Here is a 15,200-nt window from a genome sequence, read left to right on the forward strand (position 1 = left end):
CGCCGGTCAGATGACCGGCGTTTTTTTCATTTGAGTGCCTGCCTCAGTTGCGGCGGACGAAGCAATCGCCACCGGCAGACTGCAAGCTCCCGCAGAGCGCATCGGCAGCATCCTTGGACCCGGCCGGAATGCGCACGCGGTAGAACGTGCCGCGGCCCTCAATCTCGATCGGTTCGATCACCGGTGTCTGCCCGCCTAGTACCGACGGATACCGGCGTTGAAGGGCTGCGTAGGCAGTCTGCGCCTGTTCCTGACTGCGTTGCGACGTCACCTGCACCACATAGGTTCCCGGCGCGATCGACGACGCTGCCGGAGTTGTGGCCGGCGCCTGTTGAGTGGGCTGAGCCGCAACAGGCTGGGGCGCTGCTGGCTGGGTCAGGTTCAGCGGGCCGGAATTGGAAGGCTGCGGAGAAGAGGGCTGGGCCGGAACGGGCTGCGGCTGAACAGCAGCAACCTGCGCTCCCGGAGCCGGTTTCACGCGCGGAGATGCTCCCTTGAAAATTGCATCCGCTGCTCGCTGTTCCTCCGGGGTTACCGGCGTCAGAGCTTCAGCGGGCTGCCCGGCACCCGGCGCAGGCGTCAGGGTCGCGACAGGAGCAAGCACGCCAGCTGCTTCAGGCATCCCTGGCGTTTCCAAGGCCGGGGCTTGCGCCGCCGGTGTGGGCGAAACGGTCCTTACGGTCCCCGCCCCGGCGGCCTCAGCGCCCGAGGTGCCGTTGATGATCGTCCCGTCGGGCCGCACCACAAGCGTACGTACGCGCTTCGGTGCCCCAGGCGTCAGATCCGACGCAGAGCCGTCAACCGGTGCCGGAGGAAGTTCGGCCGGTTCCGGGCTGTCCTGCACGACCAAACGCTCACCATCGGCAGGCTCTCCGCCCACACGGTCATAAATGAGCTTGGCTGGCTGGCTGGCGCCGCTCTCAGCAGGTTCGGGATAGGTCTTCAGCGGCTCTTCGAGCCCTGCAATCACCTGTGGCGGGCCATCTGGCACGGAAGAGCGTCCCGTCCCGAACAGCGCAAACGCAGCCCCTCCCACAACCGCCACGCCAATCACAGCAGCGGCGATTTTCAGGCCGCGGCGGCTGTTACCAGCGTGCGGAGCGGCGTGCTCTTCAGATGAGGAATGCGGCGGAAGGATGCCGGCGCCCGCAAGCGTCGGATCACTTTCCTGCATGGCGCGGGCAACCGCATCAAGATCGTAGCCACCCGGAGGGGCGGCGCTTCGTCCTCATCATAGAGCAACGGCAGCTGCTGAGCCTGCGGGCGGCTCTGGGCAAAGATATCGGCAATGTCGCCTTCAGACAGATTATCTTCGACAGGACCGGCATCACGCGGAAGATTGCGCAAGGCATCCGGCCAGGCCATGTCATCAATATCGGCGGCATCAAGGCTGGAGGACATCTGCTCGGGCTCGCGGGCCTTCTGCAGTCTTTCGTCGTTGAACAAAGATCCGACGAGATCGTCCAGTTCGGCAAAACTGGCCGAAGCTTCCTTAGCACTGCGCACGGCCGCCTCAGACGCCAGCGACGGCCAGGGCTGTGTTGCATCCGGCACGAAGGGAACTGCGGCGGTGGCCGCCTTGCTCGGCTGGGGTGCAGCCGCAAGTGCCTCGGGGTCATAGCCGCCGTAGGACGGCGCACTGGCGGGCTTGTGCGAAGGCTCGGTCTTCGCCTGCGGAATCTGAGGTGTTGCGCGCGGCTTGAAAGTCCGCTCCGCAGACTTCCCGCCAGCAGACGAAGCCTCTTCGCTCAACGCAGACACCAGCGACCCGGCAAGGGCAGCCGAAAGACCTGAAGCCATTGAGCCTGTCGCGGCAGCACGATCGGAAGAATCACGCTCTTCTTCGCCGTAGCCAGCAAAGGAAGAGGCAGGCTGCGCCGGTCTCTGCTCCTGAGGTGCGGCGTCGAAGGCGGCCTGCAGCTCACCCTCAAGCCCCTGCTCAAGGCTGGCAGCAAAGTCAAAGCCGCCTCCCTGATCGAAGGACCCGCGCAAGGCGTTCTGATTCCCGGCGTAGTCCTCAGGCGAGTAGGCTTCTTCCGAATAGGTCTCTTCTTCCGGATAGACACCGCCGTCCGTGTAATCTGCGTCAGCATAGGTTGACGCGTCATAAGACTGGCTTGTGTAAACCTCGTCACCATCCATGGCCGCGTCGTCCACGGCATAGCCTGCAAGGTCTTGCGGATCGAGAGACAGATTCAGGCCCGGACGCTGCCCGGCATCAGCACTCTCCTGAGCGCCCTCACCGGCGTAATAGCTCCCGTCACCCGCAGCCAGCGAAGACGCAAAGGCATCCTCATCCAGCTGAAGGCCAGAGGAGCCGCGCAAGCTGTAGCTTTCAACGGACGGGCTATACTGCGCTGGCTCGGCCTCTTCATAGCGCAAGGGATCACCACCGCTGCGCAGATCCGGCGTAACAAAAGGCTGCGCCACGACCTCGGGATAGCCACTTTCCTCGCTGCGCGGAGTGCCATAAGGATCTTCCAGATGAAAATCCGCAGGCTGGGGCTGGGCCGGATCGCCATAATCCGGCTGCGCGGCATAGGCCTCGTACGGCTCGTCCGCGTAAGATCCGGCGCCAGAGTAGGCCTCAGCACCTGAGCAAACCTCAGCGCCAGCATCGCTCTCCGGCTGGCCGTAGGCGCTCAAGTCTTCGTTACCACCATAGGCGGCATGCCCGGCAGCCTGGGGCTGGTCCAGCGCCCCCGCAGCAGATCATCCTGATCAAGCGCTGCGAAATAGTCGCCACCAGTTTCTGAAGATGCGGGACGATTGCGATTGACGATGCGCGCCAGCTGAACCAGCGGATCCTCAGCGCCCAGCTGATCGTCCGTATGCCGTGCGGCAGCATCTGCCTCACGGACAGAATCGGATCTGGGAAAGTCAGAGCGTTGAGACATATTCGTGTTGCGTTCCACCGATGGCATCCGGCCAGGCCAACTGGCTATCCGGGATTACCCGGCCGGACACACTCTCCTGCCTCAGCGCATTTCCTGGGGGGCGTCGACTCCAAGAATTGCAAGCCCAGAAGCAAGAACCAAAGATACCGCCCTCACAAGAGCAAGACGCGCGAGAGTCAACTCTGTATTTTCAGGGTTAATAAAACGTAATTGCGGCATTTCCTTGCCACGGTTCCAGTGCGCATGCAAGGAACTTGCCAGATCATGCAGGAAAAACGCGATTCTGTGCGGCTCATGCGCCTCGGCGGCGGCGTCGACCATCTTCGGCCACATCGCAAGTTTGCCGATCAGCTCCAGTTCACCAGAATCACTCAGGCCTTCGTAGCTCACCGCAGCCAGTGCAGCATCCGAAAGATCCTGCCCCTTCAGCTCTTCAGCGGCCTGCCGCAGCACAGAGCAGCAACGGGCATGACCATACTGCACGTAGAAGACGGGATTGTCCTTTGACTGTTCGGTCACCTTCTGGAAATCGAAGTCGAGCGGTGCGTCATTCTTGCGGAAGAGCATCATGAAACGCACCGGATCGCGGCCCACTTCCTCCACCACATCGCGCAGGGTAACGAAGTCACCGGCACGCTTGGACATGCGCACAGGCTCACCCGCCCGGAACAGCTTCACCAGCTGGCAGAGCCGCACGATGACCTCGGAAGAACCACCGGAAATGGCCTTGCCGACCGCTTCCAGACGCTTCACATAGCCGCCGTGGTCGGCACCCAGCACATAGACCATCTCCTTGAAGCCGCGCTCGTATTTCGACAGAAAATAAGCAACGTCTGCAGCGAAATAGGTATAGGAGCCGTCGGACTTCTTCAGCGGCCGGTCAATGTCGTCGCCAAAGCCGGTGGCGCGGAACAGGGTCTGCTCGCGGTCTTCCCAGTCCTCCGGCAGCTGCCCCTTCGGCGGCGGCAGAGTGCCCTCATAGACGAGATCACGGCCGCGCAGCACATCCAGCATGTGATCGATGGGTGATTCTCCGGCTGCATTGCGCTCATGCAGGGTGCGCTCGGAGAAGAAGACGTCGTGATGCACGTTGAGCAGCTTCAGATCGCCGCGGATCAGCTCCATCATGCCCGAAATCGCCGCTTCCTTGACGATGGGCAGAGCTGCTTCCTCGCCCATTTCAAGCAGAGCCTTGCCGTGGGCTTTCACCAGCTCTTCGCCCACCGGCTTCAGATAGTCGCCCGGATAGAGGCCGGCCGGGATCTCGCCGATATCCTCGCCCAAAGCCTCGCGGTAGCGCAGGAAGGCGCTGCGGGCGAGCGTGTCGATCTGCGAGCCCGCATCGTTGATGTAATATTCGCGGGTCACCTCATAACCGGCATAGGCCAGCAGGTTGGCCAGCGCATCACCAAAGACCGCGCCGCGCGTGTGGCCCACATGCATCGGACCGGTCGGGTTGGCCGAAACATACTCCACGTTGACCTTGGCCCCGCCACCGAGTGCGGAGCGGCCGAAGCTCAGGCCGCCGCTGACGACAGCGCCCAGAATCCGCTGCCACACCACAGGCTTGACGCGCAGATTGATGAAGCCGGGACCTGCAACACTGACTTCGGCAACTTCCGCATCCTTGGCAAGAGCTGCTGAAATCTGGTCGGCCAGATCACGCGGCTTCATGCCGAGCTGCTTGGACAGGACCATCGCAGCATTGGTGGCAAGGTCGCCATGGGCTGGGTCACGGGGGCTTTCCACGGTGATGCGGGCAAGGTCCTGATCGCTCAAGGGGCTGGGAAGATCGAGCGCCTTAACGGCAGCCTGCACCCGGGTGGTGAATTCAGCAAAGATGTTCATCGTGTGGCCAATCTGGCTTGTCTTGAAAAGGAATGTCGTGTGTGCCCCGGCGCAGGCCGTGGCGTGTCTTGCGGCGGGGCCTAGCCCAAATCCGGTGTATCGTCAAACAGACGGCGGTGTTCCTCGATGGCATAGCGGTCGGTCATGCCTGCAATGAAGTCACAGACACGCCGTGCCAGGGCCTCCGGCGCAAGACCGCTGGTTCCAGCGGCCCATTCACGCGGCATATCGGAAGGCGTGGCCATGTAGTGAGCAAACAGCTCGCGCGTGATACGCGCCACCAGCTTGCGCACCGACAGCACATCCGGATGCCGGTACATGCGGGCAAAGAGAAAACGCTTCACTTCCTTCTCGGCCTTGCTCATTTCGGCGGAAAACTCCACCATCGCATGCCCTGCCCTGCGGATGTCCTCGGCACTCTTCGGCTGCAGCTCGCGCAAGCGGCGGATCCCCTCGCGGATCACATCCTCCACCATACGGGTGATCTGACGGCGGACGATCTCATGGATACGCCGCGGCTCATCCAGCCCCGGGTAGCGGAATCCACTTCCTGCAGGATATCCGCCAGGAACGGCACTTCGGCAATGTCCTGAATGTTGAACAGCCGCGCCCGCAGCCCGTCATCGAGATCATGAGCGTCATAGGCAATGTCATCGGCAATCGCGGCGGCCTGCGCCTCTGCGCTTGGCCAGCTGTCGAGCCGCAAATCCTGCTTTTCCGCATAGCTGCGGATGGCAAAGGGCAGAACGCTGTCCTTGAACTTGCCGAGCGGCGCGCCGGAGGCGTCCACCAGCGGGCCATTGTGCTTCACAAGGCCTTCCAGCGTTTCCCAGCTGAGGTTCAGCCCGTCCCATTCCGCGTAGCGGTGCTCAAGCGAGGTAACAACGCGCAAGGACTGGGCATTGTGATCAAAGCCGCCATAAGGCGCCATGCATTCATGCATGACATCCTCGCCCTCATGCCCGAAGGGCGTGTGGCCAAGGTCGTGGGCAAGCGCCAGACATTCGGCCAGATCCTCGTCGAGCCGCAGCGCACGCGCCAGCGCACGGGCGATCTGCGACACCTCGATCGTGTGGGTCAGACGCGTGCGGTAATGATCGCCCTCGTGATAGACGAAAACCTGCGTCTTGTGCTTCAGGCGGCGGAAAGCCGTGGAATGGATGATGCGGTCGCGGTCGCGCTGGAAGGGCGTGCGCGTCGGGCTCTCCGGCTCAGGATGAAGACGCCCCAGACTCTGCGCCGGATCCTGCGCATAGACGGCCCGTGCCTGTGCCCCATACCCAAGGCTCGCTACTGTCATTCAAATTACCCCACCTGCAAGCAGACCGTACCGGACGGCATTCCTGACCTTGCGCTTCTGCAATTGACGCAGGCCCAATGCGTACATACCTATTAGTCAAGACAAGGCGCAACTGTGATGACACCCTGTGAATGGCTGGATATGGCCATTTTCCTTCAGAAATCCAGCGCCGCCCCCTTGATGGAAGCCGAAATCATGAGCACAGACACCCTGGAAGCCGCAACTCCGGTCACCCTGAGCGCCCGCGCCGCCCGCCGTGTTGCAAAGATTCTCTCCGGCGAAGCGCCCGGCTCCATGCTGCGCGTCAGCGTCGAAGGCGGCGGATGCTCGGGCCTTCAGTACAAGTATGACGTGGTCACCGCCAGCGAGGAGGATGATCTGGTGATCGAGCGCGACGGCGCAACGGTCCTGGTCGATTCGGTATCGCTCCAGTACATGGAAGGCTCGGAGATCGATTTCATCGATGACCTGATGGGCCAGTCCTTCCAGATCCGCAATCCCAACGCTGTCGCCGGCTGCGGCTGCGGCACGAGCTTCACGATCTGAGGCACTGTCTGGCCATCCCCCGCACGCCTGCTAACACTGTCAGCCTGAAAACATGAGATCGGCAGAAGGACGGGCTGCGGGGATGAAGATCGCCACCTGGAACATCAACGGGGTCAAGGCCCGCATCGATACGGCGCTGCAGTGGCTCTCCGAGGCAAAGCCGGACATTGCCTGCTTCCAGGAAATCAAGTCGGTGGACGAGGCCTTTCCTTCCGCGCCTTTCGAGGAGCTGGGCTATCACGTGGCAACTCATGGGCAGAAGGGCTTCAACGGTGTTGCCATCCTGTCGCGCCAGCCGCTTGAGGATATCCAGCGCGGTTTGCCGGGCGATGACAGCGACGAGCAGGCCCGCTACATAGAGGCAACCATTTCGACAGATGGCGGCGCCCTGCGCGTTGGCTGCCTCTATTTGCCCAACGGCAACCCGCTAGGCACGGAAAAATTCCCCTACAAGCTGCGCTGGATGGACCGATTGATCGCCCATGCCCGCACGCGCCTGGCCGAAGAAACGCCCTTCCTGCTGCTGGGCGATTACAACGTTATCCCGGAACCAAAGGATGCGCGCAATCCGCAAGACTGGCTGGGAGACGCGCTGTTCCAGCCCGAAAGCCGCAGCCGGTTCCGCAGCCTGCTCAATCTCGGTTTCACCGAAGCCGTGCGCGCCTCGACGGATGCCGCCGAAACCTACACCTTCTGGGACTATCAGGCCGGTGCCTGGCAGCGGAACAACGGCATTCGCATCGACCACATCCTTTTGTCACCGCAGGCGAGCGATCTGATGCGCGGCTGCGGTATCGACGCACACGTGCGCGGCTGGGAAAAGCCTTCAGACCACGTCCCTGTCTGGGTCGATCTCGCGGCCTGAGCCACACCGCACACGTTTCCTCTCAGCCATCTGCCGGAAGCCCTGCCATGTTTGCTGACCTTGAAACACCCTGCCTGCTGCTTGACCGGTCGATCCTTCAGGCAAACCTCGTGGAGATGGCGGGCCGCGTCGCGGCCAAGGGGCAAAGTTCCGGCCGCATCTGAAAACGGCCAAGTCCATCGATGTGGCCCGCGCGGCAGCGGCCCTCGGCGCGGACCGATGGACGGTCTCGACGCTGAAGGAGGCGGAGTATTTCGCCGGTTATGGCCTCTCCGACATGCTCTACACGCTCTCGATCGTGCCACAGAAGGTGGAGCGGATCATGCGGCTGAACCGGGCCGGGGCGAATGTGGCCGTTTGCCTCGACACTCTGGATGGCGCAAGGGCGCTGGCGGAGATGAAGCTTGAGGGCCCGAGGCTGCGGGTGTTCCTTGAAATCGACGTGGACCACCACCGCACCGGCCTGCAGCCCGGTGACGGACGGATTCTCGGCGTTGCCCGCACCATTGCTGCAGCCCCTCACCTGACGCTGGCTGGCGTCATGGCCCATGGCGGCGACAGCTACAGCGCGAAGGACATGGCCGGCATCATTGCCATGGCCGAACAGGAGCGCCGCATCACCGTTGCGGCGGCAGAAGCTATCCGGGCTGAAGGCATCTCCTGCCCCATCGTTTCCGTCGGATCCAGCCCAACCGCCCGGGAGGGACTGTCCCTGGAAGGTGTCAGCGAAGTGCGCGCCGGGGTTTACATGTTCCAGGACGTTTTCCAGGCCAATCTGGGTGTCTGCCGGCTGGAAGACATCGCCATGACTGTGCTCACCACGGTCGTCAGCCACGCACCGCATCTCAACCGTCTGATTATCGATGCGGGCGGTCTTGCACTGTCAAAGGACCGCTCTTGCGCCATTCAGGCAAACGACTGCGGCTACGGTTTACTGTGGCGCGAAGATGGTTCGCTGGCGGAGGGACTGCATGTGAAGGGCGTCAGCCAGGAGCACGGTTATGTCACGAGCCTCGACGGCTCGCCGGTTGATCTTGCTGCCTATCCTGTCGGCTCCCGTCTCCGGGTTCTGCCCAATCACGCCTGCATGACGGCAGCAGCCTACGAAGGCTATCACATGATCGAGAACGGAAACCTGACCGGCTGGTGGCCGCGCGTCAACGGTTGGTGAATGGCTGAATGCGTCAGATATGCATTTTACGCATAACTTGATTACCGTAAGGAGTGGGCAGCACGCTTGATACACGTCAAGCTCATGTTACGCTGCTTGAATGAACACACGTCACCTGATCCTCGGGGCCTTGTTCCCCCTCCTGATTGCCGCAGTCTTTCCGCTGCCCGCAGGCGCCGGAGAGAAGCCGAAGGTCAACTGCATCTGCAAGGCCAACCAGCAGAACTTCCATGTGGGTGACGTGATCTGCCTGCGTGGCGTCCTTGCCCAATGCGTAATGGCACAGAACGTCACGTCATGGGAGGTGACCAAGGACCCCTGCCCCAGCGCAAAGGCACCCATGAGCGTTCCAGACAAGCAATGGGCGCTTGCCTTTGCGACAGAGGCCATCACGGTTACGCACTAGACAGCAAACCATCCAAGGCGCAGGCAATCCAAAGACGGGTCCGTCTGGATCTCTGTGGCATTCACCGAACAATTCGGAAAACGAATTCTGGCAAGGGGCCTTGAGCTTTCGTCACTGCCAGTGGCTTGTCAGCAAGCACAATGCCACTTCGGGCCTTTGCGTCGCAACGTCCGGCCTGAAGAGCCCGGGATGCACGGTCTGCCAAAAACTATCGAAGCGTCGCAGCGCTCAAAGCCTCAGCAGCAGGCACACGCATCGGCTCATGCTTGGCCAGCCAGGCATCGGCGCGGCGGGCGGCGGAGCGGCGGATATCTTCGCTCGCCAGCGAGAAATACCGTTCCTGCATTTCGACGACCCAGCCCAGATCGCCAACGCCTTCTTCAGCCGCATGAGCGCGGGCTATAGTCATCCACATCAGGCCGCGTTCACGGTTTTCCAGTGAATCGGCCAGATTGAAAAGGGTCTCACCCAGCAGCGCCTGCGCTCCGATGTGCCCCTTGAGGGCAGCCAGGTTGAACCAGCGCACCGCCATCAGGTCGTTGTTCTCGCGGTAGATCTGCCCCAGCTCATACTGGGCTTCCGCATCTCCGAAATAGGAGGCCGCATGGGTGAAGATCTGACGGGCACGGGCTGGATTGGCCTTGACCTGCGTGTTCTTGATGCCGGTCATGTAATATTTGCCAAGCGCCACGAAGGCGCTGGAGACAAAAGGAGCCTGTGACGAGGTGGGGCTTTCGTCGCCATAGAGTGTCACAACCTGATTGTAATACTCGAAAGCCTTGTAGTCGTCCTCGGCAACACCGTCGCCGGCTGCATACATCTGACCCAGCTTCCAGGCCGCCATTGGCTGGCCGTTCTCGGCCGCATAGCGCAGGGAGTCGACTGCAGCCTGCTTGTCACCGGAATAGTATTTCCGGGCGCCGAGACGAAGCGCCTCGCTTGCAGTCATGCGCTCCGGCGTGATCTGCTCATTGCTGGCGGGCGTTCCATCGAAAGCATGAGCAGGCACCAGCAGCATAAGCTGCAAACCAGCGATCTGGACGAGATTCCGCAAGATACGCATGACTCTGGATCTCACCTTGGTGCGGACTGGCGCACCGTTTCCGGCCAAAGCTTCAACGCGGCTGGCAGCAAACTTGACTGCCTTGCCCGTGGCGCTGTGCAGCGCTGGCCGTGTGTGTGTTCGATGGAAAAGAAAATAGCCCGGCATTCCGGCAGCATTTGGGCCGGCAGCATTTGGGCGATCTACACTCAAGCTGGCTGCTGCAGTGCCATCGGAAAAAAATCTGCTGGAGATGGAACCAAAGAAGGATGAGTGCGTTTCACCGCTGTAAAGACAGACTTGGGATGCCATCCCGTCATTCCCTGTCCTGCTCAACGCAAAGTTAACGCGCACACCAAACCCCTGATCCAAATGCATACACAGCGATGCGTATACCTGCCTGACTGCCTCGATCTTCATGCTTGCGACGCGCCCCTAAGATGGGCTGTTGCCAGTTGATGAAGACCGCTCTGCACGTCCTTGCCAGACAGGGGTGGAGCCCAATCATGGCTGAACGGCGGCAATTCCGGCGCCACAAGTCATAGCGCATCACATCGCGTCTGACTGTTGCGGCGGCGCCACAGACTCGCGTCTGTTTTTTGCCCCGTCCTGCCCACCTGAGCGCTGCAAAACTCAAGGTTTCTGCCACCTCCTGCCACCAGCACGCTTCCTTGAAAGACAAGCCGGACAACCATTCATGGCTGCATGGTGTCTTTTGCTGTTTCATGGCAGGGACTGGCACAGGGCTGGACGGCCCTTGCGCCCACCTTGGACAAAAGCGGTTGACATTCGGTTGCCCAGACCGTTCAAAGGCGCCGTTTCGTTGGAAATCCGCGTGGTTCCGGGGCTTTCCCCTTTCGCCGCAGACTGGCGGCTGAGACAATCGCGCCGAATCGGACAATAGCGAGATCGGGCTCCGGCAACGGGAACCGGACACACGGCACGGCCATTTGCTTCCGACGCAAGGGCCTGCCCCACAGACTATGGAACATGGAAACGGCATGAGCGCAGACGAGGATCTCTTCGCAGGATCAGCAGCAGCGGCAGGGAGTGCGCCGGCAAAGGCAGCCCCCAAGGCGGCCAGCAAAGCATCCCTTGCGCCCGCGCCTGCAGCCGTGACACCACCGGCTGAAGCAGCAAGCACCGCATCGCAACGCAGCTCCGCAGGCGGCGACGACTATACGGCCGCCGACATCGAGGTGCTGGAAGGCCTGGAGCCTGTCCGCCGCCGTCCGGGCATGTATATCGGCGGCACGGATGAAAAGGCGCTGCATCACCTCTTTGCCGAAATCATCGACAACTCGATGGACGAGGCGGTGGCCGGGCACGCCACCTGGATCGACGTTGCCGTTGGTGCCGATGGCTATATCACCATCACGGACAATGGCCGCGGTATTCCCGTCGATCCGCATCCGAAGTTCAAGGACAAGTCCGCCCTCGAAATCATCATGACGACGCTGCATGCGGGCGGCAAGTTCGACAGCAAGGTCTACGAGGCTTCGGGCGGCCTGCACGGCGTGGGCTCGTCCGTTGTGAATGCCCTTTCCGAGGAGATGGTGGTCGAGGTGGCGCGGGCGCGCAAACTCTATCGGCAGATCTTCCAGCGCGGCAAACCGGTCGGGCCGCTGGAACTGGTCGGCGACGTGCAGAACCGGCGCGGAACGCTGGTGCGCTTCAAGCCGGACTGGCAGATTTTCGGCAAGGAAGCAAAGTTCGAACCCGCGCGCCTGCTTCGCATGGCCCGGTCCAAGGCCTATCTGTTCGGCGGCGTCGAAATCCGCTGGCACTGTGACCCGGCCCTGCTGGACGAGAAGGACAAGACACCCGCCGAGGCCGTGTTCCACTTCCCCGGCGGCCTGAAGGACTTTCTTGCCGAAAAGCTCGGCAAGGAACGCAAGGTCATTGACGACATCTTCGCCGGCAAGCTGGGCCAGCCCGGCAAGCATGGTGCCGTGGAATGGGCCGTGACCTGGTTTGCTGGTGACGGATTCCTTTCCTCTTACTGCAACACCGTCACGACACCGGAGGGCGGCACTCACGAGGCAGGGCTGCGCTATGCCCTGCTGCGCGGGCTCAAGGCCTATGCTGACCTCGTTGGCAACAAGAAGGCCGCGATCCTTACCTCCGAAGACATCATGACCTCGGCGGCCGGCATGCTGTCCGTCTTCATCCGCGAACCGGAATTCGTTGGCCAGACCAAGGACAAGCTGGCCACGAATGAGGCAACGCGCATCACTGAAAACGCGCTGCGCGATGCGTTCGACCACTGGCTGACCGCCTCGCCGACCCAGGCCAACAAACTGCTGGAATGGGTGATCGACCGGGCGGAAGAGCGCCTGCGCCGCCGCCAGGAGAAGGACGTTGCACGCAAGACAGCCGTACGCAAGCTGCGCCTGCCGGGCAAGCTGGCAGATTGTTCGGCCAACCAGTCGGAAGGAACGGAGCTGTTCATCGTCGAGGGTGACTCGGCCGGTGGCTCCGCCAAACAGGCCCGCAACCGCAACAATCAGGCCGTGCTGCCCCTGCGCGGCAAGATCCTGAACGTCGCCAATGCAGGGCGCGACAAGCTGGTGGCGAACCAGCAGCTGGCAGATCTGATCCAGGCGCTCGGCTGCGGCACCCGCACCCATTACAAGGACGCGGACCTGCGCTACGAGAAGGTCATCATCATGACCGACGCCGACGTGGACGGCGCGCACATCGCCTCGTTGCTGATCACCTTCTTCTACCGCGAGATGCCGGAGCTGATCCACAACGGCCACCTCTACCTCGCCGTGCCGCCGCTCTACCGCCTGACGCAAGGTGGCAAGACCATCTATGCCCGCACGGATGAGCACAAGGACGAGCTGATGGCGACGGTCTTCAAGGGCAAGAGCAAGGTCGAGATCGGCCGCTTCAAGGGCCTTGGCGAAATGCTGCCGGGCCAGCTCAAGGAAACCACAATGGATCCGTCCAAGCGAACCTTGCTGAAGGTGCAAGTGGTGGAAGGTGACGAGGCGGACACCAGTGACACCGTTGAGCAGCTGATGGGCAACAAGCCGGAAGCCCGCTTCCGCTTCATCCAGGACCGCGCAGAATTCGCGCATGACCTCGACATTTGAGTTTGAAGCACCCGCTTCGCACAGCCAGCAAAGTCGAGAGGCTGCATTTGCAATGAGAGGCAAGCACCCGGGCGCCTGCTGATTTGCCCCAACTGGACGCCTGTTAGCAATAACAAGGCTGCTCCAGGGTCAAAACATCAGGAAAACATTGACAATGGGGCCTTTAACTGTAGGGTGGCGCCAATTCCGGACCCGGGCACGGCTTGGGTCCGTCCAGCTACAGCGACCCAGAATCGGATCCCGTTCTCAATGTCATTTGACACTCTCGGCCTCAGCGAGAAAGTCCTTCAGGCAGTTACCGCTGCCGGTTACACCGAACCGACTGCCATCCAGAAGGGCGCCATTCCCCACGTGCTGGAGCGGCGCGATGTCTTGGGCATCGCCCAGACCGGTACCGGCAAGACGGCTTCGTTCACGCTGCCGATGCTCACCTTGCTGGAAAAGGGCCGCGCCCGCGCTCGTATGCCCCGCACCTTGATCCTTGAACCGACGCGCGAACTCGCTGCGCAGGTTCAGGAGAACTTCGAAAAATACGGCGTGAACCACAAGCTGAACGTGGCCCTGCTGATCGGTGGTGTTTCTTTTGGCGAACAGGATAAGAAGATTGACCGTGGCGCCGACGTTCTGATCGCGACCCCTGGCCGACTGCTGGATCACGTCGAGCGCGGAAAACTGCTTCTGCAGGGCGTGGAAATTCTCGTGATCGATGAAGCCGACCGCATGCTGGACATGGGCTTCATTCCGGATATCGAGCGCATCTGCAAGCTCATTCCGTTCACCCGCCAGACCCTGTTCTTCTCGGCCACCATGCCGCCGGAAATCCAGCGCCTGACGGAAACCTTCCTGCAGAATCCGGCCAAGGTTGAAGTTTCAACACGCTCTTCCACGTCCTCGACCATCACTCAGCATCTGGTGGCGACCGGCAGCGAGGATTACGAGAAGCGCCAGACCCTGCGCGATCTTCTCGCTCAAGCCGAAGACCTGCAGAACGCCATCGTCTTCTGCAACCGCAAGGTTGACGTGGCCACCCTGTTCCGTTCGCTGGAACGGCACGGCTTCAATGTCGGCGCGCTGCATGGCGACATGGACCAGCGCACCCGCATGACCATGCTGGACAATTTCCGCAAGGGGAACCTGAAGCTGCTCGTCGCCAGCGACGTGGCGGCCCGTGGCCTCGACATTCCGGATGTGAGCCACGTGTTCAACTTCGATGTGCCGATCCATGCGGAAGACTATGTCCACCGCATCGGCCGCACGGGCCGTGCCGGACGCCTCGGCGTTGCCTACACGCTGGTTGACGGTGACGACCAGAAATATCTGGCCGCCATCGAGAAGGTCATCGGCAAGAGCATCGACTGGCTGGGTGAACCGCTGGACTTCGAGGCTGCCATTGCAGAGCGCAAGGAGCGCCGTAAGGCCGCACGCTCCGGCGGCGCCAAGGCTGAGCGCCCTGCCCGCCGTCCCCGTGGCGGCAGCCGCACGCAGGATGCCGCGCCGGAAGAAAGCCCGCGTGAGGAAGCCGCTGGTGATGCTGAGACCAAGGCACCGGCCCGCACACGCACCCGCCGTCCGCGCAAGAGCGAGACTGTTGAAGTGCAAGATGCTACACCGGCCGTGATGGCGGAAGATGCACCGCAGCCGCGCATTGCTCCGCAGCAGCCTCAGCCGCAACAGCAGGAATCCGGGCGCGAGCGCAACGACCGGCACACACGCGACAGCAACCGCAATCAGCCGCAGCGTGACCGCAATGGCGGCAACAACCGCCGTGGCCGTCATCAGGATGATGACCAGCCGGTCATTGGCCTGGGTGACCATATTCCAGCTTTCCTGCTCCGGGATCCGCGCGCCAAAAAGGCGTCCTGAGCAGGGACAGCAAACAAAAAGCAATCGCGCCGCCGGATCTGGGTATGAACAGAGCGGCGGCGTTCTGCTGAACGAATTCTGCCGCCGCCAAGTATTTCTGGCGGCTGCCTCTTGCGGAACATAGCCGTAAGGTAAGCATTTTAAACAGTAGACTGCGGGGC

Annotated in this window: 11 protein-coding genes and 1 pseudogene; 6 read left to right on the plus strand and 6 right to left on the minus strand. The window is 61.9% G+C overall.

Annotated elements, in window-relative coordinates; genetic code table 11:
* Positions 1 to 43: 43 nt before the first annotated feature.
* The 5 genes and pseudogenes from ACQB61_RS09155 to ACQB61_RS09175 all read right to left on the minus strand — a co-directional run bounded on the left by ACQB61_RS09155 (position 44) and on the right by ACQB61_RS09175 (position 6,045).
* The gene (locus ACQB61_RS09155) at positions 44 to 991 is read right to left on the minus strand and encodes an SPOR domain-containing protein (protein WP_430512384.1); all 948 of its coding nucleotides are present in this window, start codon (positions 989 to 991) and stop codon (positions 44 to 46) included.
* Between the two features lie 77 nt (positions 992 to 1,068).
* Positions 1,069 to 2,646, minus strand: a complete 1,578-nt coding sequence (locus tag ACQB61_RS09160; protein WP_430512385.1) for a hypothetical protein — start codon at positions 2,644 to 2,646, stop codon at positions 1,069 to 1,071.
* The gene (locus tag ACQB61_RS09165) at positions 2,643 to 2,897 is read right to left on the minus strand and encodes a hypothetical protein (protein WP_430512386.1); all 255 of its coding nucleotides are present in this window, start codon (positions 2,895 to 2,897) and stop codon (positions 2,643 to 2,645) included. Before ACQB61_RS09165 ends, ACQB61_RS09160 begins: the two co-directional genes overlap by 4 nt.
* Positions 2,898 to 2,978: 81 nt before the next feature.
* Entirely contained in the window at positions 2,979 to 4,745 is a 1,767-nt protein-coding gene (gene argS, locus ACQB61_RS09170; RefSeq protein WP_430512387.1) for an arginine--tRNA ligase, read from the minus strand.
* Between the two features lie 80 nt (positions 4,746 to 4,825).
* Positions 4,826 to 6,045 (minus strand): annotated as a pseudogene (locus tag ACQB61_RS09175) (deoxyguanosinetriphosphate triphosphohydrolase).
* Positions 6,046 to 6,240: 195 nt separating this feature from the next.
* Here ACQB61_RS09175 and erpA point away from each other — a divergent pair.
* The 4 genes from erpA (at position 6,241) to ACQB61_RS09195 (ending at position 9,033) form a co-directional block, all read left to right on the plus strand.
* Positions 6,241 to 6,591, plus strand: coding sequence for an iron-sulfur cluster insertion protein ErpA (erpA, locus tag ACQB61_RS09180; protein WP_430512388.1), 351 nt, complete (start codon positions 6,241 to 6,243; stop codon positions 6,589 to 6,591).
* A gap of 82 nt (positions 6,592 to 6,673) precedes the next feature.
* A complete protein-coding gene (xth, locus tag ACQB61_RS09185; RefSeq protein WP_430512389.1) occupies positions 6,674 to 7,456 on the plus strand; it encodes an exodeoxyribonuclease III in 783 nt (260 codons plus the stop codon).
* Positions 7,457 to 7,640: 184 nt separating this feature from the next.
* A complete protein-coding gene (locus tag ACQB61_RS09190; protein ID WP_430512390.1) occupies positions 7,641 to 8,627 on the plus strand; it encodes an alanine racemase in 987 nt (328 codons plus the stop codon).
* 100 nt (positions 8,628 to 8,727) lie between these two features.
* Positions 8,728 to 9,033: a hypothetical protein gene (locus ACQB61_RS09195; RefSeq protein ID WP_430512391.1), complete on the plus strand. Its 306-nt coding sequence runs from the start codon at positions 8,728 to 8,730 to the stop codon at positions 9,031 to 9,033.
* Positions 9,034 to 9,241: 208 nt separating this feature from the next.
* Here ACQB61_RS09195 and ACQB61_RS09200 read toward each other — a convergent pair whose 3' ends face one another.
* Positions 9,242 to 10,096 (minus strand): tetratricopeptide repeat protein, encoded by an 855-nt coding sequence (locus ACQB61_RS09200; RefSeq protein ID WP_430512392.1) that lies wholly within the window; start codon positions 10,094 to 10,096, stop codon positions 9,242 to 9,244.
* 980 nt (positions 10,097 to 11,076) lie between these two features.
* Here ACQB61_RS09200 and parE point away from each other — a divergent pair.
* The gene (gene parE, locus ACQB61_RS09205) at positions 11,077 to 13,176 is read left to right on the plus strand and encodes a DNA topoisomerase IV subunit B (protein WP_430512393.1); all 2,100 of its coding nucleotides are present in this window, start codon (positions 11,077 to 11,079) and stop codon (positions 13,174 to 13,176) included.
* A 249-nt stretch (positions 13,177 to 13,425) separates the two neighbouring features.
* Positions 13,426 to 15,039 carry a DEAD/DEAH box helicase gene (locus tag ACQB61_RS09210; RefSeq protein WP_430512394.1) on the plus strand — a complete coding sequence of 538 codons (1,614 nt, stop codon included), beginning with the start codon at positions 13,426 to 13,428 and terminating at the stop codon, positions 15,037 to 15,039.
* Positions 15,040 to 15,200: the final 161 nt, after the last annotated feature.

Origin of the sequence: Pannonibacter phragmitetus (assembly GCF_050510895.1) — a bacterium.
GTDB classification, from domain to species: domain Bacteria; phylum Pseudomonadota; class Alphaproteobacteria; order Rhizobiales; family Stappiaceae; genus Pannonibacter; species Pannonibacter phragmitetus_B.

Bases quoted from the DNA above. Each gene is read 5' to 3' on its own strand.
- ACQB61_RS09165 (WP_430512386.1), bottom strand. From the start codon at position 2,897: ATGTCTCAACGCTCTGACTTTCCCAGATCCGATTCTGTCCGTGAGGCA.
- argS (WP_430512387.1), bottom strand. From the start codon at position 4,745: ATGAACATCTTTGCTGAATTCACCACCCGGGTGCAGGCTGCCGTTAAG.
- erpA (WP_430512388.1), top strand. From the start codon at position 6,241: ATGAGCACAGACACCCTGGAAGCCGCAACTCCGGTCACCCTGAGCGCC.
- xth (WP_430512389.1), top strand. From the start codon at position 6,674: ATGAAGATCGCCACCTGGAACATCAACGGGGTCAAGGCCCGCATCGAT.
- ACQB61_RS09195 (WP_430512391.1), top strand. From the start codon at position 8,728: ATGAACACACGTCACCTGATCCTCGGGGCCTTGTTCCCCCTCCTGATT.
- ACQB61_RS09200 (WP_430512392.1), bottom strand. From the start codon at position 10,096: ATGCGTATCTTGCGGAATCTCGTCCAGATCGCTGGTTTGCAGCTTATG.
- parE (WP_430512393.1), top strand. From the start codon at position 11,077: ATGAGCGCAGACGAGGATCTCTTCGCAGGATCAGCAGCAGCGGCAGGG.
- ACQB61_RS09210 (WP_430512394.1), top strand. From the start codon at position 13,426: ATGTCATTTGACACTCTCGGCCTCAGCGAGAAAGTCCTTCAGGCAGTT.